This window comes from Marinobacter alexandrii, from assembly GCF_005871205.1.
GTDB classification, from domain to species: domain Bacteria; phylum Pseudomonadota; class Gammaproteobacteria; order Pseudomonadales; family Oleiphilaceae; genus Marinobacter; species Marinobacter alexandrii.
Map to the genome: position 1 here is coordinate 286592 of NZ_SWKM01000011.1, position 22872 is coordinate 309463.

General features: G+C 60.4%; 24 protein-coding genes. 16 read left to right on the top strand and 8 right to left on the bottom strand.

What is annotated here, in order from left to right; all coding sequences use genetic code 11:
* The first annotated feature begins 142 nt into the window (after positions 1 to 142).
* The 5 genes from FCS96_RS01500 (at position 143) to FCS96_RS01520 (ending at position 6218) form a co-directional block, all read left to right on the top strand.
* The gene (locus FCS96_RS01500) at positions 143 to 364 is read left to right on the top strand and encodes a hypothetical protein (protein WP_138438475.1); all 222 of its coding nucleotides are present in this window, start codon (positions 143 to 145) and stop codon (positions 362 to 364) included.
* A gap of 154 nt (positions 365 to 518) precedes the next feature.
* Positions 519 to 1547: a lipase secretion chaperone gene (locus FCS96_RS01505; RefSeq protein ID WP_228264000.1), complete on the top strand. Its 1029-nt coding sequence runs from the start codon at positions 519 to 521 to the stop codon at positions 1545 to 1547.
* A 141-nt stretch (positions 1548 to 1688) separates the two neighbouring features.
* The gene (gene hemB, locus FCS96_RS01510; RefSeq protein ID WP_138438476.1) at positions 1689 to 2705 is read left to right on the top strand and encodes a porphobilinogen synthase; all 1017 of its coding nucleotides are present in this window, start codon (positions 1689 to 1691) and stop codon (positions 2703 to 2705) included.
* Positions 2706 to 2772: 67 nt separating this feature from the next.
* The gene (ppk1, locus tag FCS96_RS01515; protein WP_138438477.1) at positions 2773 to 4914 is read left to right on the top strand and encodes a polyphosphate kinase 1; all 2142 of its coding nucleotides are present in this window, start codon (positions 2773 to 2775) and stop codon (positions 4912 to 4914) included.
* A 14-nt stretch (positions 4915 to 4928) separates the two neighbouring features.
* On the top strand, positions 4929 to 6218 hold the full coding sequence (locus FCS96_RS01520) for a DUF945 family protein (RefSeq protein WP_138438478.1): 1290 nt from the start codon (positions 4929 to 4931) through the stop codon (positions 6216 to 6218).
* A gap of 105 nt (positions 6219 to 6323) precedes the next feature.
* Here the strand turns inward: FCS96_RS01520 and coaD are convergent, their stop codons facing one another.
* The 4 genes from coaD to FCS96_RS01540 form a co-directional block, all read right to left on the bottom strand.
* On the bottom strand, positions 6324 to 6806 hold the full coding sequence (coaD, locus tag FCS96_RS01525; RefSeq protein ID WP_138438479.1) for a pantetheine-phosphate adenylyltransferase: 483 nt from the start codon (positions 6804 to 6806) through the stop codon (positions 6324 to 6326).
* Between the two features lie 66 nt (positions 6807 to 6872).
* Complete coding sequence (locus FCS96_RS01530) at positions 6873 to 8465, bottom strand: GMC family oxidoreductase (RefSeq protein WP_138438480.1); 1593 nt, start codon at positions 8463 to 8465, stop codon at positions 6873 to 6875.
* 26 nt (positions 8466 to 8491) lie between these two features.
* Positions 8492 to 9130, bottom strand: coding sequence for a hypothetical protein (locus FCS96_RS01535; protein ID WP_138438481.1), 639 nt, complete (start codon positions 9128 to 9130; stop codon positions 8492 to 8494).
* 83 nt (positions 9131 to 9213) lie between these two features.
* A complete protein-coding gene (locus FCS96_RS01540; RefSeq protein WP_138438482.1) occupies positions 9214 to 10659 on the bottom strand; it encodes a coniferyl aldehyde dehydrogenase in 1446 nt (481 codons plus the stop codon).
* A 179-nt stretch (positions 10660 to 10838) separates the two neighbouring features.
* Here FCS96_RS01540 and FCS96_RS01545 point away from each other — a divergent pair, with 179 nt between their 5' ends.
* From FCS96_RS01545 to FCS96_RS01570, 6 genes are all read left to right on the top strand, one after another.
* Positions 10839 to 11531 carry a TetR/AcrR family transcriptional regulator gene (locus tag FCS96_RS01545; RefSeq protein ID WP_138438483.1) on the top strand — a complete coding sequence of 231 codons (693 nt, stop codon included), beginning with the start codon at positions 10839 to 10841 and terminating at the stop codon, positions 11529 to 11531.
* A 288-nt stretch (positions 11532 to 11819) separates the two neighbouring features.
* The gene (locus FCS96_RS01550; protein ID WP_138438484.1) at positions 11820 to 12830 is read left to right on the top strand and encodes a TRAP transporter substrate-binding protein; all 1011 of its coding nucleotides are present in this window, start codon (positions 11820 to 11822) and stop codon (positions 12828 to 12830) included.
* A gap of 65 nt (positions 12831 to 12895) precedes the next feature.
* On the top strand, positions 12896 to 13504 hold the full coding sequence (locus FCS96_RS01555; protein ID WP_138438485.1) for a TRAP transporter small permease subunit: 609 nt from the start codon (positions 12896 to 12898) through the stop codon (positions 13502 to 13504).
* Positions 13497 to 14813 carry a TRAP transporter large permease gene (locus tag FCS96_RS01560; protein ID WP_138438486.1) on the top strand — a complete coding sequence of 439 codons (1317 nt, stop codon included), beginning with the start codon at positions 13497 to 13499 and terminating at the stop codon, positions 14811 to 14813. The genes FCS96_RS01555 and FCS96_RS01560 overlap by 8 nt, the downstream gene beginning before the upstream one ends.
* Positions 14810 to 15334: a gluconokinase gene (locus tag FCS96_RS01565; RefSeq protein ID WP_228264001.1), complete on the top strand. Its 525-nt coding sequence runs from the start codon at positions 14810 to 14812 to the stop codon at positions 15332 to 15334. Before FCS96_RS01560 ends, FCS96_RS01565 begins: the two co-directional genes overlap by 4 nt.
* A 69-nt stretch (positions 15335 to 15403) precedes the next feature.
* Positions 15404 to 16402 (top strand): substrate-binding domain-containing protein, encoded by a 999-nt coding sequence (locus FCS96_RS01570; protein ID WP_138438487.1) that lies wholly within the window; start codon positions 15404 to 15406, stop codon positions 16400 to 16402.
* Positions 16403 to 16443: 41 nt separating this feature from the next.
* Here the strand turns inward: FCS96_RS01570 and yihA are convergent, their stop codons facing one another.
* Positions 16444 to 17076, bottom strand: coding sequence for a ribosome biogenesis GTP-binding protein YihA/YsxC (gene yihA / locus FCS96_RS01575; RefSeq protein ID WP_138438488.1), 633 nt, complete (start codon positions 17074 to 17076; stop codon positions 16444 to 16446).
* Positions 17077 to 17250: 174 nt separating this feature from the next.
* On the opposite strand from yihA, the gene FCS96_RS01580 reads away from it, so the two are divergent.
* From FCS96_RS01580 to FCS96_RS01590, 3 genes are all read left to right on the top strand, one after another.
* Positions 17251 to 17859 (top strand): c-type cytochrome, encoded by a 609-nt coding sequence (locus tag FCS96_RS01580; protein ID WP_138438489.1) that lies wholly within the window; start codon positions 17251 to 17253, stop codon positions 17857 to 17859.
* 161 nt (positions 17860 to 18020) lie between these two features.
* Positions 18021 to 18653, top strand: coding sequence for a thiol:disulfide interchange protein DsbA/DsbL (locus tag FCS96_RS01585; protein ID WP_138438490.1), 633 nt, complete (start codon positions 18021 to 18023; stop codon positions 18651 to 18653).
* Between the two features lie 60 nt (positions 18654 to 18713).
* Positions 18714 to 19574, top strand: coding sequence for an endonuclease/exonuclease/phosphatase family protein (locus tag FCS96_RS01590; protein WP_138438491.1), 861 nt, complete (start codon positions 18714 to 18716; stop codon positions 19572 to 19574).
* A gap of 75 nt (positions 19575 to 19649) precedes the next feature.
* On the opposite strand, the gene rpmG is transcribed toward FCS96_RS01590, so the two are convergent.
* The 3 genes from rpmG to radC all read right to left on the bottom strand — a co-directional run bounded on the left by rpmG (position 19650) and on the right by radC (position 20945).
* The gene (rpmG, locus tag FCS96_RS01595; RefSeq protein ID WP_007153739.1) at positions 19650 to 19805 is read right to left on the bottom strand and encodes a 50S ribosomal protein L33; all 156 of its coding nucleotides are present in this window, start codon (positions 19803 to 19805) and stop codon (positions 19650 to 19652) included.
* A gap of 11 nt (positions 19806 to 19816) precedes the next feature.
* Positions 19817 to 20053 (bottom strand): 50S ribosomal protein L28, encoded by a 237-nt coding sequence (gene rpmB / locus FCS96_RS01600; protein ID WP_008173462.1) that lies wholly within the window; start codon positions 20051 to 20053, stop codon positions 19817 to 19819.
* Between the two features lie 217 nt (positions 20054 to 20270).
* Positions 20271 to 20945: a RadC family protein gene (radC, locus tag FCS96_RS01605; protein ID WP_138438492.1), complete on the bottom strand. Its 675-nt coding sequence runs from the start codon at positions 20943 to 20945 to the stop codon at positions 20271 to 20273.
* Positions 20946 to 21126: 181 nt separating this feature from the next.
* Between radC and coaBC the strand changes: the two genes are divergently transcribed.
* Complete coding sequence (gene coaBC / locus FCS96_RS01610) at positions 21127 to 22329, top strand: bifunctional phosphopantothenoylcysteine decarboxylase/phosphopantothenate--cysteine ligase CoaBC (protein WP_138438493.1); 1203 nt, start codon at positions 21127 to 21129, stop codon at positions 22327 to 22329.
* 36 nt (positions 22330 to 22365) lie between these two features.
* Positions 22366 to 22827, top strand: coding sequence for a dUTP diphosphatase (gene dut, locus FCS96_RS01615; protein WP_138438494.1), 462 nt, complete (start codon positions 22366 to 22368; stop codon positions 22825 to 22827).
* The last annotated feature ends 45 nt before the right edge of the window (positions 22828 to 22872 follow it).

Sequence of the window (22872 nt, forward strand, 5' to 3'; positions counted from 1 at the left end):
GTAGAAATAGCGCGGTCATCGAAACCGGATTATAAAGACGCCAAGACGACGCCAAAGCCGGCCGTTCGTCGAGACTGAGTGTAGTTGCCCTGCGGGGTGTGCCGGCACTCGATTCTCTGTTTTCGTTGATGGGGAGAGCATTATGAGTGAATTCGACGAAAGCAATCTTGAACAACCCGGAAACTGGGCCAACGACAGCGATGACAGTCATTCCATTGCCGGTCGGGCACGGGTTCGGGCGCAGCTGCAGGCGGATATCGAGGCTTACCTGAGCCGGGGCGGCGAAATCCATGAGGTTGATACCCTCTTCCGCTCAGACGCGCCGCGTAAAGTCGCCGTAGGTTTTAACAACCGATCCTTGTGATCGATGCCAAATCAGGTCGGGGCGATAAGCCCCGGCTCTGTTTATGATCCCGTTCTCGGCAGTTAGTCTTGCTCTAGTCTATCCTCGTGCCATTCCATTGTGGCGGTGCTGAATCAATACGCCCGCACTCAGACACCACGGATTTGCGCTGACCATGAGATCGTTTGCCCGCCCCCCCATCCTGATGCCGTTAATCCTGACTCTGTTGGTGATGTCCGGCTGGTATTTGCTGACGCCGCACGCTGGCACTCCGAAGCAGACATCGACACAGCCCCGTTCAATTGAATCCGAACACGGCACTCGCCCAGCATCGGCGTCTACGGCGCCATCGACGTTGGTGGGCCAGGCCCAGACCCTGTCGGTTCCGGAACAATTGCCAGCTTCGCTGGCGGGTACTTCGGTGCCCGGTGGCTGGGACCGGGTGGACGGTGTCGGCGACTTGATTCCAACGCCGGCGCTGCGACAACTGTTTGAATACTACTTGTCGGCGCTTGGGGAGGAGTCGTTAGAGCAACTGGTCGCTCGTATTGAGCAGACACTGTTGGCGCTGCAGGAGCCGGCGCGCACCCAGGCCCTGGATACCCTGCGCGCCTATCTTGATTACAAGCTGGCGATTTCCGACCTGGAGGCCGGCTATGGCGGTGGCACCGAACTGGATGCGGAGCGGATGCAGCAGCGCATGCAGGAAATTCAGGCCCTGCGCCGGACCTGGCTCGACAGTGCCACCGCCGACGCGTTTTTTGCCCATGACGAGGCCATCGATGGCTTTCAGATCGAGAAGCTCCGAATCAGCCGCGACCCGAGCCTGACCGACGAGCAGCGCCGGGTGGCACTGGCGCAGGCCGAAGACGCCTTGCCCGAGCCATTGCGGCAGGCACGCCGGGAAACCCGCCGGTTTGCCGACTACGAACAGGCGCGCCAGGAACTGGCCGATGACCCCGAGGCGCTGCAAAACTGGCGTCGCCAGGCCTTCGGCATCGAAACCGCACAGCGGCTGCAGGCTTTGGAGCAGGAGCAGGCGAACTGGCACCAGCGCTGGCAGGCCTACTCCACCCAGCGCCAGAGCCTGCTGAGCGCCGGGCTTGCCGGACCCGAGCTGGAGCAGGCCATTGCTGACCTGCGCGACCGGCATTTCACGGAGGTGGAACGGGTTCGCGCCCAGGCCCTGGATTCTATCCGGTAACAGTATTGTCACGGGCACTTCTTAACCTGTCGCGGGAATCTGCAATGGGCGGCCCCGGCCGTGTATGATGGTGAGCAGAGCGTCGATCCGGCGCTGCCAGCAGTCTTTGAACAACCGGCCATACCATCCAGGAGGTTATCCGTGCCGAGTCCGACTCCCCGTGCCTTTCCCGCCACGCGTCTGCGTCGCAACCGCGCCAGTAGTTTTTCCCGTCGATTGGTGCGGGAAAACCAGCTGACGCCGGACAATCTGATCTATCCGGTGTTTGTCCTGGAGGGCGAGGGCCAGCGGGAAGCTGTGCCGTCGATGCCGGGGGTGGAGCGTCTAAGTGTCGATCTGCTGGTTGAGCAGGCGGCGGAGCTGGTTGAGCTGGGAATCCCGGCGGTGGCGCTGTTTCCGGTGGTAGCCGGCGACCAGAAGAATCTGTCCGGGTCCGGTGCCTGGGACCCGGATGGCCTGGCCCAGCGCGCCGTGCGGGCGTTGAAGCAAGCGCAGCCGGAGCTGGGTGTGATTACCGATGTCGCGCTTGATCCGTTTACCACCCACGGTCAGGACGGCATTATTGATCAGGCCGGCTACGTGCTGAACGACGTCACGGTGGAGGCCCTGGTGAACCAGGCCTTGTCCCATGCCGATGCCGGCGCGGACGTGGTGGCGCCGTCGGACATGATGGACGGGCGCGTTGCCGCCATCCGGGAAGCGCTGGAGGCGGCCGGGCATATGAACACCCGGATCCTGGCCTATTCTGCCAAGTACGCCTCCAGCTATTACGGTCCGTTCCGGGATGCAGTTGGCTCGGCCAGTAACCTGGGTAAGGCCGATAAATCGACCTACCAGATGGATCCCGCCAATTCCGATGAGGCGCTGCACGAAGTGGCCCTGGATCTGGCCGAAGGCGCGGACATGGTGATGATCAAGCCGGGCATGCCGTATTTGGATATTGTGCACCGGGTGAAGACCGAGTTGCAGGTGCCTACGTTTGTGTATCAGGTCAGTGGCGAATACGCCATGCACATGGCGGCGGCCGAGAATGGCTGGCTTGATGGCGACGCGGTGATGATGGAAAGCCTGATGGCCATGCGCCGGGCCGGCGCCGATGGCATCCTGACGTATTTTGCAGTGCGCGCGGCACGACTGATGAACCAGCCGCGACGCTAGAACCACGGACGACATGACAGCGTGGCCGGTGTCCGCCGCCCACGCCGCAGACTGGAATTGAGGAACTATGACTACGGAAACCGCCAAGAAGCTCAAGGCTGACCCCGACCAGAATGTACCGGCACCGGTGGACATGCCGGCGCTTGGCGAGAGCGTTAATCTGGATGCCAGCGAGAACTACTTCAACCGGGAAATCAGCCAGCTTCAGTTTAATTACCGGGTCCTCAAGCAGGCGCTGGATACCACTCACCCGTTGATTAACCGGCTGATTTTCTGCTGCATTTTCAGCAGCAATATGGACGAGTTCTTCGAGATCCGGGTCGCTGGTCTGCGCCAGCAGATGAAGTATGGCCGGGAAACCGTGGGCATGGACGGCATGATGCCGGAACAGGCGCTGGCCGAGATCAGCCGGGTTGCCCACGAATACATCCATGAGCAGTACGACATCCTCAACAACGTGCTGATTCCGGAAATGGAACAGCAGAACATCCACTTTGTCCGTCGGCGCGAGTGGACACCGGCCCAGGCCGAGTGGGTGCGTACTTACTTCGAAGAAGAGATTCTGCCAGTGGTCAGCCCGATTGGGCTGGACCCGTCGCACCCGTTCCCGCGTCTGGTTAACAAGAGTCTGAACTTCATTGTCGAGCTCGATGGCAAGGATGCCTTCGGCCGGGAAACCGGCATGGCCATCGTGCCGGCGCCGCGTTCCCTGCCACGCCTGGTGCGTCTGCCGGACGAGGTGTGTGATGGTGGCGAGAACCTGGTGTTCCTGTCGTCCATGATCCACGCCCATGCCGACGAACTGTTCCCGGGCATGGAAGTGAAGGGCTGCTATCAGTTCCGGCTGACCCGGAACGCCGACCTTGAGCTCGAGGATGATCTGGAAGATCTGGCGTCGGCGCTCAGAGGCGAGCTGCTCAGTCGTCGCTTTGGCGATGGCGTCCGGCTGGAAGTGGCAGACAACTGTCCGGATGAACTGACGCAGTTCCTGTTGACCGAATTTGGCCTGACCGCGCGGGACCTGTACCAGGTTCACGGCCCGGTTAACCTGACCCGGCTGATGGCGGTAGGTGGCCTGGTCGACCGCCCGGACCTGACCTATTCCGGTTTCTCGCCTTCGATCCCGAAGCCGATCCGCAGCAAGGATTCCATGTTCGACAGTATCCGCAAACAGCCGATCCTGTTACTGCACCCCTATGAGAATTTCAGTCCGGTTGTGGATCTGCTGCGCCAGGCCGCCAAGGATCCCCAGGTGCTGGCGATCCGCCAGACCCTGTACCGCTCGGGCGCGGATTCTGAAATCGTGGAAGCGCTGGCGGACGCCGCCCGGCGCGGCAAGGAAGTAACGGCGGTGATCGAACTGCGGGCCCGGTTCAGCGAAGCGGAGAACCTGGAGCTGGCCAGCCGGCTCCAGGAGGCGGGTGTCATCGTGGTGTACGGCGTGGTGGGCTACAAAACCCACGCCAAGATGATACTCATCGTGCGTCGGGAGGAGGGCAAGCTGCGGCGCTACGTGCACCTGGGTACGGGCAACTACCACGCCGGCAACGCCCGTTTGTACACTGACTACAGCTTCATGACCTGCGACGACTCCATTAGTGATGACGTCAACAAGCTGTTCCAGCAGCTGACGGGTATGGGCAAGGCGCTGAAGATCAAGAAGCTGTTCCATGCCCCGTTCACCCTGCATTCCCGTCTGATGAGCCTGATTGAACGTGAAGCCGGCTTTGGTGCCAAGGGGCGCATCATCATGAAATTCAATGCCCTGACCGAGCCGCAAATCATCAAGGCCCTGTATCGGGCCTCTCAGTCGGGGGTGAAGATTGACCTGATTATCCGGGGAATCTGTTGCCTGCGTCCCGACGTGCCGGGGCTATCGGACAATATCCGGGTGCGCTCCATCATCGGCCGCTTTCTCGAACACACGCGGGTCTACTACTTTGGCAACAACCGGCGCCCAGAGGTTTACTGCTCCAGCGCCGACGGCATGGAGCGCAACCTGCTTAGCCGGGTGGAAGTGGCGTTCCCGATTGAGGATCCGGCGCTGGTGGCCCGGGTGCGTGAGGATCTTGATACCTACCTGGCAGACAACTGTCAGTCCTGGTCGTTGCTGTCGGATGGCAGTTATGTCCAGAAACAACCGGCCGAGGGCGAAGAGCGGCTGGCATCCCAACTGGTGTTGCTTGAGCGACTGACCGGTAAATCCTGAGACGGAGACAGGTCTTGCAGAAAAAATGGATGATTACCGGCGTTGCCGTGCTGGCGGTGGCTGGGGCCATGCCCTGGGTTGTGGGCTTTGTCACGGAGCAGCAGTGGCAGCAGGCAACGGAAGAAATGAATCGTGCCCAGTCGTTCCTGAAAATGGAAACCGGCGCCTATCGTCGCGGGGTGTTGGGCTCGGAGCTGACCGGTGCCCTGGTGGTGCAGAATCCGGAGACCGGAGAGTCGCACCAGGTCGAGTACCGGGCCAATGTCACCCACGGTGTCACCGGCAGCCTGCTGGATTTCGAGCCGGTGGGCGGCTGGTCGGCGGAAGGGCGTGACTGGTTTCCCAATGCCAAACCGAAGCTGACCCTGGAAACCCGCCTGTGGGGAAGCGCCACGCTGGAACTCGAAGCGCCCGTCATGACCATGACCAATGAGGTCACTGGCGAGACACTGAGCACCAGCGGCGGCCTGGCACGTATCGAAATCAGCGATACCGGCTCCCGGGCCGACGCGTTGATGGTTTGGCCGGCGCTCAGCCTGTCCGGCCCCGAAATCGATATCCGCGTGGCTGACATTCACATGGAGCAGAGCCTGAATCACCTGATGGCGGACGTCTGGACCGGTGCGGGTGAGCTTGAGGTGGGATCGATGACGGTGGTCCATCGGGCGGACCCGCCAGTGGAGTTCCGGGATTTCAGTCTGTCCAGCAGTACTGAAACCAACCCGGAACACAGCCGCCTGGATTCCCGGGTTACTCTAGAACTGGAGGAGATCATTCGTGGTGGCCAGGGCTATGGCCCGCACCGGGTTGAGTTCGCCCTGGAAGACCTCGATCTTGCCAGTTGGAGTTCCCTGACCCAGGGCATGTCCGATCTGCAAACTGTGATGCTGCAAAACGGCGCCTCGGCGCCGGCTGTGCCGGAACAGCAACTGGCGGCCATGCAGCAGATCAACCAGGCCCTGCGTGGGCTGGCCTCGGCTGGTTTTTCGGTGGGCGTACCCCAACTGAGTCTGAGTACCCCGGAGGGCGTCGTCACCGGCAATGTCACCATTCGCCATCCGGAGCTGAGTGCTGACGAGCGAGCCGGCATGCTCATGGTGATGCAGCGACTGACCGGCGACATGCAGCTGAGCGTGCCGTCGGCGTTGGCAGAAAACTACCCGAGTGTGCGCATGCAGCTGGCGCCGATGATCAAACAGGGTTTGCTGATCAAGGACGGCGATCAGCTGGTGATGAAAGCGGTGATGAAGGATCTGATGGTGGACGTGAACGGCATGGAGATCCCGCTGCCGCCTTTGCTCTGAGTCGCTTCAAGCGTGACCAGGCCCCAGCCGGGGTCTGGTCGATCACAACGATCTCACCGTCCGATGAGATCGCCTCTTTCGGATACCAAGGCCACCTGCTTTACCTCAGGCCGATTCGAACTTCTTTTTCATGGCCGCCTCAACGGCGGGGTCGACAAATTCCGAGACGTCACCGCCAAGGGAGGCAATTTCCCGGATCAGGGTTGAGGAAATGTACGACAGGTGGTTCGCCGGAGTCAGGAACACGCTTTCTACTTCCGGCGCCAGCCGACGGTTCATGTCTGCCAGTTGGAATTCATACTCGAAGTCAGACACGGCCCGCAGTCCACGCAGGATGACGGTCGCGCCCTGGTCCCGGACAAAGTCTGCAAGTAGGTTGCTGAAGCCGGTGACGGTGACGTTGGGAATGTGGGCGGTGGCCTGGCGGACCAGATCACAACGCTCTTCCAGATTCAGCAGCGGCTGTTTCTTGGGGTTATAGGCGACGGCAACCACGATTTCGTCGAACATGCGGCCGGCACGCTCGATCAGGTCGGTATGACCGTTGGTAATCGGATCGAAGGTACCTGGGTAGATGACTTTCGGCATGCACAGCTCCTTGGTTCGTAAGGCCTTAGAATACCAGCTTGCCGGCCATCCCAAAATGCCGGGCAGTCAGCCCCTCAGTTTACCTGCCAGCCGTGCGCTGTTCCTGGCTGCCAGAGCGTAGATGGACAGCTGTGGGTTAGCGCCGATGCTGGTCGGGAATACCGAGGCGTCGTGTATGCTCAGGTTGCTGACCTGATGGTGCTCACCAAAGCCGTTCACCACCGAGGCTTGCGGATCCTGGCCCATACCGCAGCCACCCATCTGGTGCGCAGTGAACAACCGCACCCGGTGCGGTTCCATGGCAATGCTGTTGATGGCGGCTCTGGCTTCGGCCCAGCTGGTGTACCAGTCTGAGTCCAGGTGCACCAGCCGGACTCTGCTCGCGCCAGCAGCAAATTGAACCTCGGCCATAGCCAGGTAGGCCTGCCTTAGCCCCTGCCAGAGGTAGTCTGTGATCGGGTAATCCAGCACCGGTGAGCCATCGTCGCGCAGGGTGACCGTGCCCCCCGGGCTCTCGGGATGGAAGCCGTCGCGCATCAGGGCAATGACGGACTGAGTCCAGGGCAGGCTCGCCATGGCGTCAACTTGCTCTTGGCCGTGACCTGGAACCACCCCCGCCGACATGCCCGGATGCAGCGGCGGAACTTCCAGCTTGAAGCCCGCCGGGCCATCCACGCCATGCCTGAAGTTGAACTCATCGGAGTAGATCGACTGGGGCGCGCCGTAAAATGGATCCACCTGCTCCGGCATCTGGGCGATGGTGGCGTTCACCGGATGGATGAACGAGCGCTTGCCAATGCGGGCATGGGGATCAGGAATGTCAGAACGCAGCAGCAGGCCCGGTGAGCCGATAGCGCTGGCGGCGACCACAAAGTGCCGGGCTTTCAGGGTCACTGTGACACCGGACGGAGTGATGCCATCCGTGGCCATGGCGCTGGCCTGTAGGTGATCGATTCGGTCCTGATTCATCACCAGGCGTTCTGCCCGAAGCCCGTGAAATAGCCGGGCCTGATGGTCCAGGGCGCCGGGAATGGTGGTCATCAGTGCGCCCTGCTTGGCATTGGTGGGGCAGCCAACGCCGCAGTAGCCCAGGTTCCAGCACCCCTTCACATTTCTGGGGATAGTCTGCCAACTGTAACCGAGCTGTTCGCAGCCTTGGCGCAGGATGTCGTTGTTGACGTTTGGTGGCGTCTGCCAGGGCGCCACGGTGTGGCGCTGTTCCCGACCTTCGAACCAGGGGGCCATGGCCTCCGGGCTCAGGTTCTCCAGACCAAAGTTCTCGGCCCAGTAGGTCAGGGTTTGATCCGGGGTGCGAAAGCTGGACGTCCAGTTCACGGTGGTCGAGCCACCCACGCAGCGGCCCTGAAGAATGGCGATGGCGCCGTCCCGGGTAGTTCGGCTCATGCCCTCCTGATACAGGCTGGCGTAAGCGCTGTGTTCGTCCATGGTGAAGTCTTTCTGGTAATACAGGCGGCCTTCTTCCACCAGGATCACGGACAGCCCGCTCTTGGCGAGGATTTCGGCGGTGGTGCCCCCGCCGGCGCCGGTACCGACGATGACCACATCTGCTTCGTGGGTCTGGTTGTCGGTCAGGGTGGTGGCATCGGTTACCTTCCAACCTGCTTCCAGGCCTTGGGCAATGCGATCGGTTAACGACATGGTTGGCTCCGTCACTGAGCGTGGAATCAGGCAGGCTTGAATTGGGGCAGGGCGTCAACGGCCCACTGGGGCGGACCCGGATAGCCCGACAGGTGCCACTGGTCCCGGCCGCCATAGAAGGCCACGTTGCTGATCTTGGTCAGCGCAATGTAGCCATTGTTGAACAGGCCGACACCGCTGGTGCGCCAGCGTTCCAGAAAGGCGTTGGCCTCGGCAGTGCTGACGTTGGACCAGCGGGACCAGACCCGGGCGATGGTCACCCGAGTGAAGCCGAACGTCAGCAGGTCAAACAGCCGGCGCAGTTCCTGTTGATTGGCTGGTCCGAAGTTGTCGATACCGGCATCGATACGCTCAATGGTACTGGCAATGGCCAGGCGACGTGCCTGAGGCTGTTCTGGCAGGGTCGGGCCGAACATGGCAGGAAGTAGGGCCTCGAACAGCTGGATGTCGTCCCGGGTCAGGAAGCGGAACTGGTAGCGGGCGTCCATGCGGGTGTCGACGGCACCCAGCTGACCGGCCGGCGCTGTCGCACAGCCGCTCAATCCGGCGGTGGCGCTGACCGTGGCGAGAAACAGAGTGCCACCGAGTCCGGTTTTCAGGAAGCTGCGGCGATCAAGCCGGGCAAATCCGGTGTCGCCTGATCGGGCGTCGGACGGGTCAAGCATGGCGAGTTCCCTTCTTATTATTGTCCTGGGTGATTGTTCATTGTTCCGGATAGCGGGGGCTTTGCTGGCCCCCGCGCCGGGCATCAGCGGATGAAGAGCTTGTATATCATCTTGTGGGCAGCGGTACCGTGCGGTGCGTACACAAATTTGCCGCTGTTGAACTTCTGCTTGGCGAAGATCGCCCGGTGGTGGGAGAAGGTCAGGAAGCCTTCCTTGCCGTGGTAGTGGCCCATGCCGGAGTCGCCGACACCGCCGAATGGCAGATCATCCTGGGCCACATGCATGAGGGCATCGTTAATGCACATGCCACCGGAGTGGGTGTTGTCCACCACGTGCTGCTGCTCGGTCTTGTCGTAGCCGAAGAAATACAGGGCCAGCGGCCGCGGCCGATCATTGATGTAATGCAGGGCCTCGTCCAGGCCGCTGTAACTGACCACCGGCAGCAGCGGACCGAAGATCTCATCCTGCATCACTTTCATCTCCGGCGTGGTATTCAGGATCAGGGTTAGCGGGATTTTCCGGGTGCCGTCGCCGAGGTTCTCCCGGGCGGGGTTGATCTCGATCAGCTCGGCACCCTTGGCGCGGGCGTCTTCGAGGTAGCCCTGCAGCCGGTCGTACTGGCGCTCGTTGATGATGGCGGTGTAGTCGTCGTTATCCCGCAGGCTTGGATACATATCCGAGAAGCGGGTGCGAAACTCGTCCACGAAGGCCTGTACCCGGTCCGCAGGGCACAACACATAGTCCGGTGCAACGCAGGTCTGGCCGGCGTTCAGGGCTTTGCCGAAGGCGATACGCTGGGCCGCGTCTTCCATCGGTACGTCGGGCGAAACAATGGCAGGGGATTTGCCGCCCAGTTCCAGGGTGACCGGTGTCAGGTTTTCAGCGGCAGCCCGCATCACCAGTTTGCCGACTGAGGTGGAGCCGGTGAACAGCAGGTGGTCGAAGGGCCGGGCGGAGAAGTCAGCGGCCACATCAGCCTCGCCGGTAATGACGGAAACCAATTCTTCCGGGAAAGTGGCTTCAATGATTTCCTTAAATAGCGCCGAGGTGTGCGGGGTGAACTCAGACATCTTGATCATGGTGCGGTTGCCGGCGGCCAGTGACGCCACCAGGGGGCCCACCGCCAGGTACAGCGGGTAGTTCCAGGGCACGATAACGCCGACCACACCCTTGGGCTGATAGTGCACCTTGTTGCTGGCGGGCTGGAACAGCACCGACACGTGCCGTTTCGACGGCTTCATCCACTCGCCCAGATGCTTCAGGGTGTAGTTGATGCCCTGAATCGACGGCATCACCTCGGCAATCAGCGATTCGTCCCGGGACCGGCAACTGAAATCCCGGTCAATGGCCTCGAGCAGGCGCTCCTGGTTAGTCAGCAGAGTGCGCTTCAGGCGTTTCAGGTTTTCCTTGCGCTCAGTGAGCGAGGGCATGGGGTTGCTACGAAACGCCTGCTTTTGGTCCTGAAACACCCGGTGGGTGTGCTGGATCTGCTTTTTACTTTCGGTAAGCTGAACGACCGTGGCTCCCATACTCTGCTCTCCTCGAACACTGCCAGCGTATTGGGCCGGTAGTGTGCGGTTCTGTATTGGTGAAAAAGTGCGCAATTTGCGCTTAGCGGTATTATTAGAGTATATACTCTAGGGAGTCAAGCAAGGTACGGTGGCCTATCGGGCCATCGTTAAGGCATCTAACAACCGCCGGCAAGTTTATGAAAACAAGAGACAAGATTCTGCTCTCAAGTCTGGAGCTGTTTAACGAACGAGGCGAGCGTAACGTCACTACCAATCACATAGCGGCGCACCTGGCGATTTCGCCAGGTAATCTGTATTACCACTTCCGCAACAAGTCGGACATCATTTACGAGATCTTCCTCGAGTACGAAAAGCTGGTGGATTTCTACCTGGATATCCCGGAAGACCGGGCCATGACGCTCACCGACATGACCTTCTACCTGGAGTCGGTGTTCGATGGCCTGTGGAGCTATCGGTTTTTTCACCGGGATCTGGAATACCTGCTGGACAGCGATCAGCGCCTGCGCCAGGACTACCGGGAGTTCACGCAGCGCTGCCTCACGGCCATCAATCGCATTTTCGAGCGGTTGGCGGAGGCTGGCATCATTGAGGCGCAGCCGGAGGCTTTGCGCGCTGCCATGTCGTTGAACGTGTGGCTGGTGGTGACCAACTGGATGGCGTTCCTGAAAACCGCGCACGCCGAGGAAACCTACGCCAAGCTGACCCTGAACGAGCTCAAGCAGGGCATCTATCAGGTGCTGACGCTGGAGTTGCCATACCTGACACCGGCCTACCGTGATCGCGTGCTGGCGTTGCGGGAGCAATACCGACCGACGCTGTCGGATCAGGATGAGGTAGCGCCCGAGCTGAGCCGGGCGGCGAGTCGCTAGATCTGCTTATAAAATAACCGCATCAGGGAACTTTCACGAACGCTAGCCGTCATATAACTGGACGTGGGAAATCCGGACATTTCTTGCGTCTCCTGAGTGAGTTCTCAGGTTTTAGCACGTCGCAAACCCTGACGTTTCACCGGTCTGTCTCTGGCAGACCGGTTTTTTTTTATCCATTTTCCCCGATTCCAATTCCTGCCAACGCTTGTCAGCACTTTTTGTTTTGACTAGACTCGCAAATGTTACCGGTAACATTTGCCGATACAAAAACAACCAGGAGCCCCACGTATGTTTACCAAAAGACTTGCCGCTGGCCTGATTTCGGCCACTTTCGCGCTTCACGCCGCTGCCGCCGACTTTAACTTCAAGTTCCAGTCGTCAGACCCGTCCGGCGTCAAGAACTTTGAGATCCAGCAGGAGTGGGCTGACCGGGTGGAAAAAATGTCAGGCGGACGGGTCAGCATTGATCTGCTGCCGGTTGGCAGTGTGGTCAGTCACACCGAAACCCTCGGTGCCATGAAAATGGGCGTGCTCGATGGCCATATCTCAGTCACCGGTTACTTCTCCGGCCAGGATCCGGCCTTTGGCCTGATCGGTAATACCGTGGGTGCCTGGTCCAGCCCTGACCAGCTCATTGACTACATCAACCATGGCGGCGGCTACGAGCTGATGAATGAACTCTACCGTCCGTACGGTGTGAAGTTTGTTGGCGGTGGTGGTACCGGCCTGGAGTCGTTCGTCTCCAAGAAGCCGCTGAACAGCGTTGAAGACCTCAAGGGTCTGAAGATGCGCGCCCCTGAGGGCCTGGTGCAGTCAGTGTTCGCCGCTGCCGGTGCGGCACCGGTCAATCTGCCGGGCTCTGAGGTCTACACCGCACTGGGCAAGGGTGTGATCGACGCCGCCGACTACACGGTGTTCTCCACCAACCACCACGCCGGGCTGCACGAAATTGCCGCGCATCCGGTGTACCCGGGTTTCCACTCCCTGCCGCTGATCGAGATCGCAATGGGTCTCAAGGCCTGGGAAAAGTTGCCGGAAGACATCCAGACCATCATGACGGTGTCGGCAAGGGATTTCGCCCAGGACATCAGCACCCAGCTGGCGATGGCGGACAAGACTGCGGTCATGGAAGCACGCGCCAACCCGGAGATCACCGTCCACGACTGGTCAGCCGAGGAGCGCCGGAAGTTCCGCACCATCGCCCGCGATCAGTGGAAGGCCTACGCCGAGCAGTCCCCCAACGCCGAGAAGGTCTACAAGTCAGTGACCACCTACCTCGAGTCGCAAGGCCTGCTCTGATCTGATTCCGTCCCCTACCGATACCCTCCGGCCCCGCATTCAGGGGCCGGAGTCCGGAGTTTCTAATGTCTGCTGAACATGAACCAACAGGGCAGGCGCCAGGTGATCTGGTGCCGGAGCCCCCAGAGGATGTTGGCTTTACGCCACTGGATCGCGCCATCGTGTGGCTGGGCAAAAAACTGAGCCTGGTCTTTGCCCTTATCGCTGTGGTGTCCCTGTACGAAATTGTCCGCCGCTACCTGTTCAACTCACCCACCCTGTGGGTGCACGAGACCGTCACCTTTGCCGGTGCCACGTTGTTCGTGCTGGGTGGGTTGTATGCACTGGCGACGGACAAGCACGTGCGCATTGTGCTGGTGTACGACTCGATGTCGCCGGCCGTCCAGCGCTGGCTCCGGGTTGTGCATCATCTTCTGGGGTTGTTGTTCAGCAGCCTGCTGCTGTATGCCAGCTGGTTCATGGCCCAGTCGGCAGTCGTCGCGCCCTGGGGCGGCTGGCGGCTGGAGACCTCCGGCTCGGCCTGGAATCCGCCGTTCCCTGCGTTGCTGAAGGTCGTCATCTTTGTTGCCGTGGTGATTCTCACGCTGCAATTCCTGCTGCACCTGATTCGCGACCTGCGTAACAAGACCAAGCCCAGCCAGGCCTCGGACGACAAGGGAGAGCGCAATGTTTGAACTTGCTTCCATGGGCATTGGCTACGGCAGCCTGTTGATGCTGGGCTTGCTGATCCTGTTGTTGCTGACAGGGATGCAGCTGGCGTTTGCCACCGGCCTGGTGGCACTGCTATTCGCGCTGGGCTGGTTTGGCCCGGACGCACTGCCGATTGTCAGCAGCCGGCTGTACAGTTTTATTGGCAATTACGTGTTCCTGGCGGTGCCGATGTTTGTGTTGATGGCGTCGCTGCTGGATCATTCCGGTATCGCCCGTGATCTGTTTGATGCCATGGCCCGCCTGGGTCGTCGTCTGCGTGGCGGTGTCGCCATTCAGACATTGATAGTGGCGGTCATCCTGGCCTCCATGTCCGGGGTGATTGGCGGCGAAACTGTGCTGTTGGGCATACTGGCGTTGCCCCAGATGCTGCGCCTGGGCTACGACCGTAAGCTGGCCATTGGTACCACCTGTGCCGGCGGCGCTTTGGGCACCATGTTGCCCCCGAGTATCGTACTGATCATCTATGGCCTGACCGCCAACGTTTCCATCGGTGACCTGTTCAAGGGTGCCTTTGCACCGGCGCTGCTGCTGGCCCTGCTGTACATGGGGTACGTGCTGATCCGGGTCTGGCTGAAGCCGGGAATGGCGCCGTTGCCGTCCGACCAAGACCAGCCGGACACGCCGGCCCCCAATTTCTTCAAGGCGCTGCTGTTTCCCATCCTGTCGGTGGTGGTGGTGCTCGGTAGCATCTACGGCGGCGTCGCCTCGGTGACCGAGGCTTCGGCCCTGGGTGTGATTGGTATTGCCCTCAGCACCTGGGTGCGTGGTGAGCTGTCGCTGGACATGATCCGCAAGGCAACCATCAGCACCCTGCGGGTGTGCGGCATGATCATCTGGATTGGTATTGGTGCGACCGCACTGGTGGGCGTCTACAACCTGATGGGTGGCATCGACTTTGTCCGGGACATGGTGTTCGCGGTCAGTGGCGGCGATGCGCTGCTAACCATCCTGTTCATGATGCTGATCCTGCTGGTGCTGGGCATGTTCCTGGACTGGGTCGGCGTGGCCTTGCTGACCATGCCGATTTTCGTGCCGATTGTTGTCGAGCTGGGGTACAGCCCGATCTGGTTCGGGGTGGTGTTCTGCATGAACATGCAGGTGTCCTTCCTGTCGCCGCCATTCGGCCCGGCTGCGTTCTACCTGAAAACGGTGGCGCCGAAAGACATCTCCCTGGGTGAGATCTTCCAGTCGCTGTTGCCGTTCATTGTGCTTCAGATTGTCGCGCTGGGGCTGTTGATCGCCTTCCCGCAACTGGCGCTGTGGTGGCAATGATGGCGAGCGTACCGAAACTGGTCGTCATGGGCGTATCGGGCTGCGGCAAGAGCCTGGTCGGGAGTCTGTTGGCGCAGGCGCTGGCGGTTCCCTTCTTCGATGCCGACAGTTACCACAGCCGGGCCAATGTCGAGAAGATGGCCAGTGGCATCCCGCTGACCGATGACGATCGGGCCGGCTGGCTGGCCGACCTGGCATCGTTGATCCAGAATCAGGACTCCGGTCTGGTTTTGGCGTGCTCGGCGCTGAAGCGGACCTATCGCGAACGCTTGCGGGCCGAAAATCCTCAGCTGCGCATCGTCTACCTCCGGGGCGATTTTCAGACTATCTGGGCGCGTCTTTCCCGGCGTGAGGACCATTACTTCAATGGTCAGGCCATGCTCGAGAGTCAGTTCCAGTTATTGCAGGAACCCGAGCCGGACGAGGGCGCCATTACCCTCGATGTCACCGATCGTCCGGAGAGCCTGGTGCGCCAGTGCCTTGCGGTGCTGACCGCAACCGGGGAAGATGCCAGGGGCTGAAGCCGGTGCCAGCGCGGACTCCTGTTCGCTTCACCTCTAGCCGCATCTCTGTCGTTGCAGGAATCATGCATGGGAAAGAACAAGCGTCCGACGTTGCAGGACATTGCCGACCGGGTCGGCACCACCAAGATGACAGTCAGTCGCTGTCTGCGCGGCGGCGACAACGTGTCCGAGAAGATGCGGGAGCGCATCTTTGCCGAAGCCGAGGCGCTCGGTTACATCCCGAACCGGGCACCCGACTTGTTGTCGAAATCCAAGAGTCACGCCGTCGGCGTGCTGCTGCCTTCGCTGACCAACCAGGTATTCGCTGACGTCATCAAGGGGATTGAGTCGGTCACCGAGCAGGCCGGCTATCATCTGATGCTGGCGCATTACGGCTATAGCCCGGAGATTGAGGAGCGCAGCCTGGCATCGCTGCTGTCCTACAACGTCGATGGTGTGATCCTGTCCGAGAGCCAGCACACCGACCGAACCTTCCGGATGCTGGAAACTGCCGGCGTGCCCACGGTCGAGATCATGGACACCCACACCCGGCCGTTTGAGCAGGCTGTCGGCTTCGATAACGTTCAGGCCGCCTACGATATGGTGCGGGAAATGATTCGCCGGGGCCGCACCGTCATCGTCTACCTGGCGGTGCGCCTGGATGCCCGGACCCTGCAGCGGCAGGAGGGCTATGTCAGAGCCATGACCGAAGCCGGTTTGACACCGGTGACCCTGCGCAGCGAACAGCGGTCGTCGTTCAGCGTCGGGGCCACGCTGTTAAAGCGCATCCTGGCGGACAATCCCAACACGGATGCCATCTTCTGCACCAACGACGACGTTGCCATCGGTGCCTATTTCGAATGTCAGCGCCAGGGCATTGCGGTGCCACAGGCCATCGCCATTGCCGGGTTCCACGGTCACGATGTCGGGCAGGTGATGGTGCCGCGCCTTGCCAGCGTTATTACCCCGCGGGAAGCAGTGGGGCAGCGGGCCGCCCGGGAACTGCTGGCGCGACTGTCCGGCCAGCCCCAGGGCGAAACCTGTATTGATCTGGGCTACCGGATCGAGTGCGGCGGCACTCTTTAACTTAACTTAACGCGGCTAATGTCTGCTTGGCGGTCTGACGTTCAATCGTCGGCCGGTGCTTCCAGCCAGTTCGTCAGTGCCTCCCGGCACTCATCCACACCCCTTTTCGATGTCGCTGAAAACATGATCAGGTGGTGCACGCAACTGAACGGTTTCAGGTCCTTGGCAATGCCCATCATGGCGGTTTTGGCCTGGCCGAATTTCAGTTTGTCGGCCTTGGTGGCCAGAATCATCAGCGGAAGGTTGTTATGTTCACACCATTCCACCATCATTTGGTCGAATTCGGTCAGCGGGTGGCGGATATCCATCACCAGTACCAGGCCGCGTAGGCAGCGCCGGTCGTTCAGGTAGTGGCCGAGGTGCTTTTGCCAGTCGTCCTTCATATCCCGGGACACCTTGGCATAGCCATAGCCGGGCAGGTCCACCAGGCGGCAGCCCTCGCGGTTCAGGGTGAAGAAGTTGATCAACCGGGTGCGGCCCGGTGTTTTACTGGTTCGGGCCAGCTTGCCATGGGCGGTGATCGCATTGAGTGCGCTGGATTTGCCGGCGTTGGAGCGGCCGGCGAAGGCCACTTCGGCACCAAAATCCGGTGGGCATTCGTCCAGCCGGGAGGCGCTGATCAGGAAGCGGGCACTGTTGAAAGAGACGGGGTTCGGGGTCAGATCAAGGTCCACAGCGGTTGGCTTTCCTTTGGATTTCAGTTATCAGGGATTAATGTATAATGCTACACCAAATCCGGGCGGCGCGCTGAGCGCGACCGCTGTCAGTCCCGGTTTTGCGCCTGATTGGTCAGTGCCTGCCGGCTGCACAACGAAGAATACCTTTAAGATGAGAGAAGCGGAGCGAGCATGAAAAAACTGATCGCAGGAGTTGTTCTCGGTGTAAGCCTCACAGCGATGGCGCACGGGGCAGGAGATCCTCAAGCGGGCGAACAGAACGCAGCGGTATGTGCCGGATGTCATGGCCAGGCTGGCCAGAAGCCGATCATGGGCAGCTATCCCAAGCTGTCCGGGCTGGGTGAAAAGTACCTTTACAATCAGCTGGTGGCAATCCAGTCCGGCGATCGTATGATTGCTGAAATGACTGGTATCCTGGACGGCAAGTCCGAGCAGGAGCTGCAGGATCTGGCCGCTTACTTCGACAATCAGGAAATGCCCCTGAGTCAGGCCAACCCGGATCTGATTGAGCAGGGCGCGGCTCTTTACCGTGGCGGTAACATGGCTTCCGGTGTGCCGGCCTGTGCCGGCTGTCACAGCCCACAGGGCAAGGGCAACGAGCCGGGTGGCTACCCGCGTTTGAGTGGCCAGAATGCCGAGTACATCAGCAAGCAGCTGAATGCTTACCGTGGCGGTGAGCGGGCCACTGGCTCCAACGCGGCCATCATGATGGACGTGGCGGCCAAGCTGACCGACGCTGAAATTGAGGCGGTTGCCAACTACGTGTCTGGCCTGCACTGATTGGCTAAGATCTAGCCGAGACTCCAAAGACCCCGCCTCAGGCGGGGTTTTTTATTACTTACGGCTCTGTAACCCGGTGATTTGTCCTGTCTGTGGAACTTTCTCCGCTGGCTGGGTCATAATCCCTCACACTTACGACTTCACGATATCGGAGATGTCTAATGATCAGAACACTTGGAGCGGCAACTTTCCTGGCAGCGATGTTTGCGTTTGGTGTCCCGGCCAGTGCCGAAACCTGGGAAGAGGGAACGCACTATCAGGAGCTGGATACGCCGGTTCGTACGGCCGACAACGGCAAGATCGAAGTGGCTGAGGTGTTCTGGTATGGCTGCCCGCACTGCTACAACTTCAAACCAGTGGTAGAAGCCTGGGAAGAAGACATGGCGGACGATGTCGAGTTTGTCATGCTGCCGGCCGCGCTCGGCCGTTCCTGGGAGCCTCACGCCCGCGCTTACTATGCGCTGGATGCCATGGGTGAGCTGAATAAGGTTCATGATGCCCTGTTTGATGCCCTGGCCGGCGAGCGCCGTCAGTTGAACACGCCGGAGGCTCTGGCAGACTTTGTGGCCGGTCACGGTGTCGACGGCGAGGCTTTCCTGAAGAATTACCAGAGCTTCGGTGTTAACGCACGGATGCAGCAAGCCCAGGCGAAAATTCGGGGGGCGCGCATCACCGGTGTTCCAACTATGCTGGTAAATGGCAAATACAAAGTGAGCGCTTCCATGGCCGGCAGTCACGAGGCAGTCTTGGACGTTGTCGACTACCTGGTCGCCAAGGAGCGTGAAGCCGAGTAACGGGGCCGTCCGCGGCCTTCGGGTCGCGGGGACCATCCGGAGCAGAGTGGGGCTGGCATCATGTACAAGCGAATCCGTAAGCAGTTTAGCGGGATGGCGAAAGCGGTTGATACGTCTCGCAGTAATTGCTCGGGCTTTGAGCATGTGCCGGAGTTTGAGCCCCACCGGCACATCCGGTTGCTGACCTTCAATATCCAGGTTGGTATCAACACCTCATCCTATCGGCACTACCTGACCCGCAGCTGGCAGCACATCCTGCCTCACCGTAATCGGATCCAGACCCTGGACCGTATTGCTCATCTGATCGGTAATTACGATGTGGTCGCGCTGCAGGAGTGCGACGGCGGGAGCCTGCGCAGTGGTTACATTAATCAGGTTCAGTATTTAGCCGAAGCGGCGGGTATTCCCTACTGGTACCAGCAGCTTAACCGCAATCTCGGGCAGATTGCCCAGCACAGCAATGGCTTGTTGAGTCGTTACCGGCCCCTGGATGTCACCGAGCACAAACTGCCTGGGCTGATCCCAGGGCGCGGCGCCATCATTGCCCGCTACGGTTCTGAAGACGATCCACTGGTATTGGTGCTTATGCACCTGTCCCTCAGCAAGGCGGCGCAGCAGCGCCAGCTTGGTTACGTTCGCGAGCTGATTGCCGACTACCAGCATGTGGTGCTGATGGGGGATATGAACAATCACGCCGAAGAGCTGCTGACCCAGACTCCGTTAAAGGAAACCGATCTGGTTCCATTGCCTGAATCGGCGCACAGCTTCCCGAGCTGGCGGCCGGAAAAGGCACTGGACCATATTCTGGTGAGCCCGTCGCTGGAGATCCGGCGCTCGGAAGTGGTCAGTTACCCGGTTTCGGATCACCTGCCTATTGCCATGGATGTGGCGCTGCCAAAAGGTTATCTGGAGACTTTCTAATAAATGACTAGCAGCTTTCAGGCACAAAAAAACCCGGCACATGGCCGGGTTTTTTTGTGGATGCCGGATCAATGATTACTTGATCTTGGCTTCCTTGTACGCAACGTGCTTACGGACAACCGGATCATACTTTTTGATCTCGATCTTTTCCGGGGTGTTACGCTTGTTCTTGTTGGTCGTGTAGAAGTGACCAGTGCCTGCTGATGATACCAGCTTGATTTTCTCGCGCATGATGCGGCTCCTTAAAATTTCTCGCCGCGGGCACGAAGATCTGCCAGCACAGCGTCAATGCCTTTTTTGTCGATGATGCGCATGCCCTTGGTGGATACGCGCAGCTTCACGAAACGCTTCTCGGACTCAACCCAGAAACGGTGGTTCTGCAGATTCGGCAGAAAACGACGACGAGTGTGGTTCATCGCGTGGGAAACGTTGTTACCGGATACCGGACGCTTACCGGTAACCTGACAAACTCTGGACATACTTGCCTCCGACCTGAGCAATGGTCTCTATAGTACAAATTCGTTTTTGATGCGTCTCTGGTTGCTAAGGAACGCTTGCGCCCCTGTTTCGCGCCTCTAAACTGAACGCTGCTCGCCAGACGCCGCCAGAAAGGGACGCTTTTATACCAGAACTCGCCCCCCAACGCAAAAAATTGTTGGGAATTTGGCCAGTTTTCTGGCGCAATGGTTCGGGCAATCACATCAGTCCCCGTTCAGCCAGCGATACTACCTCACCGTGGCCAACAACCATATGGTCAAGAACCCTGATATCGACCAGGGTCAGTGCTTCTTTCAAGCGCCGGGTCAGTGCTACGTCCGCCTCGCTGGGTTCGGCCACCCCGGACGGGTGGTTGTGGGCAAAGATAACGGCGGCGGCATTGTCCTCCAGAGCCTGGCGCACTACCTCGCGGGGGTACACTGCGGCACCGTCGATGGTGCCACGGAACAGCTCCCGGTACTGAATGACCCGATGCCGGTTGTCGAGAAACAGTCCGGCGAACACTTCGTGGGGGTAGGTGCCGAGCCGGCTGGTCAGGAATCGCCGGGTGTCCTCTGGCGAGCGCAGCGGGTCACCCTGGCGTAGCGGTTCATCCATCACCCGTCGGGCCATTTCCATCGCGGCTTGGACCTGGGCGTATTTGGCGGTACCCAGTCCCTTGGTGTCGCAGAATTGGCTGCGGGAGGCGGTCATCAGGCCGCGCAGGCTGCCAAACCGGTTGATCAGAGTGCGCGCCATGGTCATCACCGGCATGCCGGTGGTGCCGGTGCGCAGGAAGATGGCCAGTAGTTCGGCATCCGACAGGCTGTCGGCGCCATGGGCGAGCAGCCGTTCCCGGGGGCGCTCGTCCGGGCGCCAGGAGGGGGTATCCATGTGCTTTCCTTGCAGGTTTCTAGTGGGTCCGGACGCGTCCTGCGCCGGCTTTGATTCGAGATTACAGAGGTTACTTTAAAAAGTAACAATCGGTAAACGTCCGGCCTCGCTTGCAGGCTGTCTGTGGCGCCTGAGCGTGCTATCTTATAAGCCTTTCTTTTTACGAGGATACGGAGCCCCTATGGCCGCCAAACGAATTCTGCTGGGCATTACCGGAGGTATTGCTGCCTACAAGAGCGCAGAACTGGTTCGTCTGCTGAAAAAGGCCGGCCACGGCGTACGTGTAGTCATGACTCGCGGTGCCGAGGCCTTTGTCACTCCGCTGACCTTCCAGGCCCTCAGTGGCGAGCCGGTTCGGACCTCGTTGCTGGATCCCGAAGCCGAGGCCGGCATGGGCCACATCGAACTGGCGAAATGGGCGGATCAGGTGGTTATCGCACCGGCCTCGGCGGATTTTATCGCTCGCCTGGCCAATGGCATGGCCGACGACCTGCTGACCACCCTGTGCTGCGCCACCGAAGCGCCTATTGCCGTTGCTCCGGCCATGAATCAGGCCATGTGGGGCAATCACCGCACCCAGCGCAATCTCCGGTTACTGCAGGACGACCCGCAGATCACGCTGTGGGGGCCGGACCAGGGTGAGCAGGCCTGCGGCGATACCGGTCCGGGTCGGATGCTGGAGCCGCTGGTGTTGGCCGGATTGGTCGCCGGTCAGCCGTCCACCGGTGCCCTGGCGGGCAGGCGGGTGGTGATTACCGCCGGGCCGACTCGAGAGCCGATTGACCCGGTGCGCTACATCAGCAACCACAGCTCCGGAAAGATGGGCTACGCCCTGGCTGCGGCCGCCCGGGATGCCGGTGCGGAGGTGGTGCTGATCAGCGGGCCGGTTGCCATCCCGGCGCCTTCCGGTGTCGAGGTGCGCAATGTGACGACCGCTGCAGACATGCTGCAGGCGTCTTCCGAGGCGGTGGACGCTGGCTGTGACCTGTTTATCGCCAGTGCGGCGGTGGCCGATTACCGCCCACAGAGCTGCGAGGCCGACAAGATCAAGAAAACCAGCGAGCAGATCGCGCTGCCGCTGGTGCGTAACCCCGATACCCTCGCTACCATTGCCGCCCGGGCCGATGCCCCGTTTACCGTGGGCTTTGCTGCCGAAACCACCGATGTGGCTAGGTACGCCATAGACAAGATGCAGCGGAAGAAACTCCGGATGATTGTTGCCAATGACGTCTCGGTGCCGGGGCTCGGCTTTAACAGTGACAACAACGCGGTGACGGTGTTCTGGCCGGATGGCCAGGCTTCCATCGGGCCGGACAGCAAACAACAGATAGCCGATCGCCTGATAGCGTTGATTGGCGACCATCTTGACCAGGCGGCGGGCTGAGCTCGAACTGCTTCCCCTTTCAGTAACAGGACGATCATGACCACGAAAAAACTTCAAGTGCGGATACTCGATGAACGCATTGGCAATCAGATTGCGTTCCCGGAATACGCCACCGACGGCTCTGCCGGTCTGGACCTCCGGGCCTGCCTCGACCAGCCGCTCACCCTTGAGCCGGGCCAGACCCAGTTGATCAAAACCGGACTGTCCATTCATATCGGGGATCCGGCCCTGGCAGCGATGATTCTTCCGCGCAGTGGGCTCGGCCACAAGCACGGCATCGTGCTGGGCAATTTAGTTGGACTGATCGATTCCGACTACCAGGGTGAGCTTATGGTGTCCTGCTGGAACCGTGGCCAAACCACGTTCACCATCGAGGTGGGAGAGCGCATTGCCCAGCTGATTCTGGTACCGGTCGTTCAGGCGGATTTTGAGGTGGTGTCCGAATTCGATGCCAGTGACCGCGGTGAGGGCGGCTTCGGTTCGACCGGCACGCGCTGAGTCGCGGCCCAGCCACGCACAACCCCAGACCGGCGTCTATACTGA

Coding starts and splice junctions, on each gene's coding strand:
- FCS96_RS01500 (WP_138438475.1), top strand. CDS start 143: ATGAGTGAATTCGACGAAAGCAATCTTGAACAACCCGGAAACTGGGCC.
- FCS96_RS01505 (WP_228264000.1), top strand. CDS start 519: ATGAGATCGTTTGCCCGCCCCCCCATCCTGATGCCGTTAATCCTGACT.
- ppk1 (WP_138438477.1), top strand. CDS start 2,773: ATGACTACGGAAACCGCCAAGAAGCTCAAGGCTGACCCCGACCAGAAT.
- coaD (WP_138438479.1), bottom strand. CDS start 6,806: ATGCCGAAAGTCATCTACCCAGGTACCTTCGATCCGATTACCAACGGT.
- FCS96_RS01530 (WP_138438480.1), bottom strand. CDS start 8,465: ATGTCGTTAACCGATCGCATTGCCCAAGGCCTGGAAGCAGGTTGGAAG.
- FCS96_RS01535 (WP_138438481.1), bottom strand. CDS start 9,130: ATGCTTGACCCGTCCGACGCCCGATCAGGCGACACCGGATTTGCCCGG.
- FCS96_RS01540 (WP_138438482.1), bottom strand. CDS start 10,659: ATGGGAGCCACGGTCGTTCAGCTTACCGAAAGTAAAAAGCAGATCCAG.
- FCS96_RS01545 (WP_138438483.1), top strand. CDS start 10,839: ATGAAAACAAGAGACAAGATTCTGCTCTCAAGTCTGGAGCTGTTTAAC.
- FCS96_RS01550 (WP_138438484.1), top strand. CDS start 11,820: ATGTTTACCAAAAGACTTGCCGCTGGCCTGATTTCGGCCACTTTCGCG.
- FCS96_RS01555 (WP_138438485.1), top strand. CDS start 12,896: ATGTCTGCTGAACATGAACCAACAGGGCAGGCGCCAGGTGATCTGGTG.
- FCS96_RS01560 (WP_138438486.1), top strand. CDS start 13,497: ATGTTTGAACTTGCTTCCATGGGCATTGGCTACGGCAGCCTGTTGATG.
- FCS96_RS01565 (WP_228264001.1), top strand. CDS start 14,810: ATGATGGCGAGCGTACCGAAACTGGTCGTCATGGGCGTATCGGGCTGC.
- FCS96_RS01570 (WP_138438487.1), top strand. CDS start 15,404: ATGGGAAAGAACAAGCGTCCGACGTTGCAGGACATTGCCGACCGGGTC.
- FCS96_RS01580 (WP_138438489.1), top strand. CDS start 17,251: ATGAAAAAACTGATCGCAGGAGTTGTTCTCGGTGTAAGCCTCACAGCG.
- FCS96_RS01585 (WP_138438490.1), top strand. CDS start 18,021: ATGATCAGAACACTTGGAGCGGCAACTTTCCTGGCAGCGATGTTTGCG.
- FCS96_RS01590 (WP_138438491.1), top strand. CDS start 18,714: ATGTACAAGCGAATCCGTAAGCAGTTTAGCGGGATGGCGAAAGCGGTT.
- rpmG (WP_007153739.1), bottom strand. CDS start 19,805: ATGCGCGAGAAAATCAAGCTGGTATCATCAGCAGGCACTGGTCACTTC.
- rpmB (WP_008173462.1), bottom strand. CDS start 20,053: ATGTCCAGAGTTTGTCAGGTTACCGGTAAGCGTCCGGTATCCGGTAAC.
- radC (WP_138438492.1), bottom strand. CDS start 20,945: ATGGATACCCCCTCCTGGCGCCCGGACGAGCGCCCCCGGGAACGGCTG.
- coaBC (WP_138438493.1), top strand. CDS start 21,127: ATGGCCGCCAAACGAATTCTGCTGGGCATTACCGGAGGTATTGCTGCC.
- dut (WP_138438494.1), top strand. CDS start 22,366: ATGACCACGAAAAAACTTCAAGTGCGGATACTCGATGAACGCATTGGC.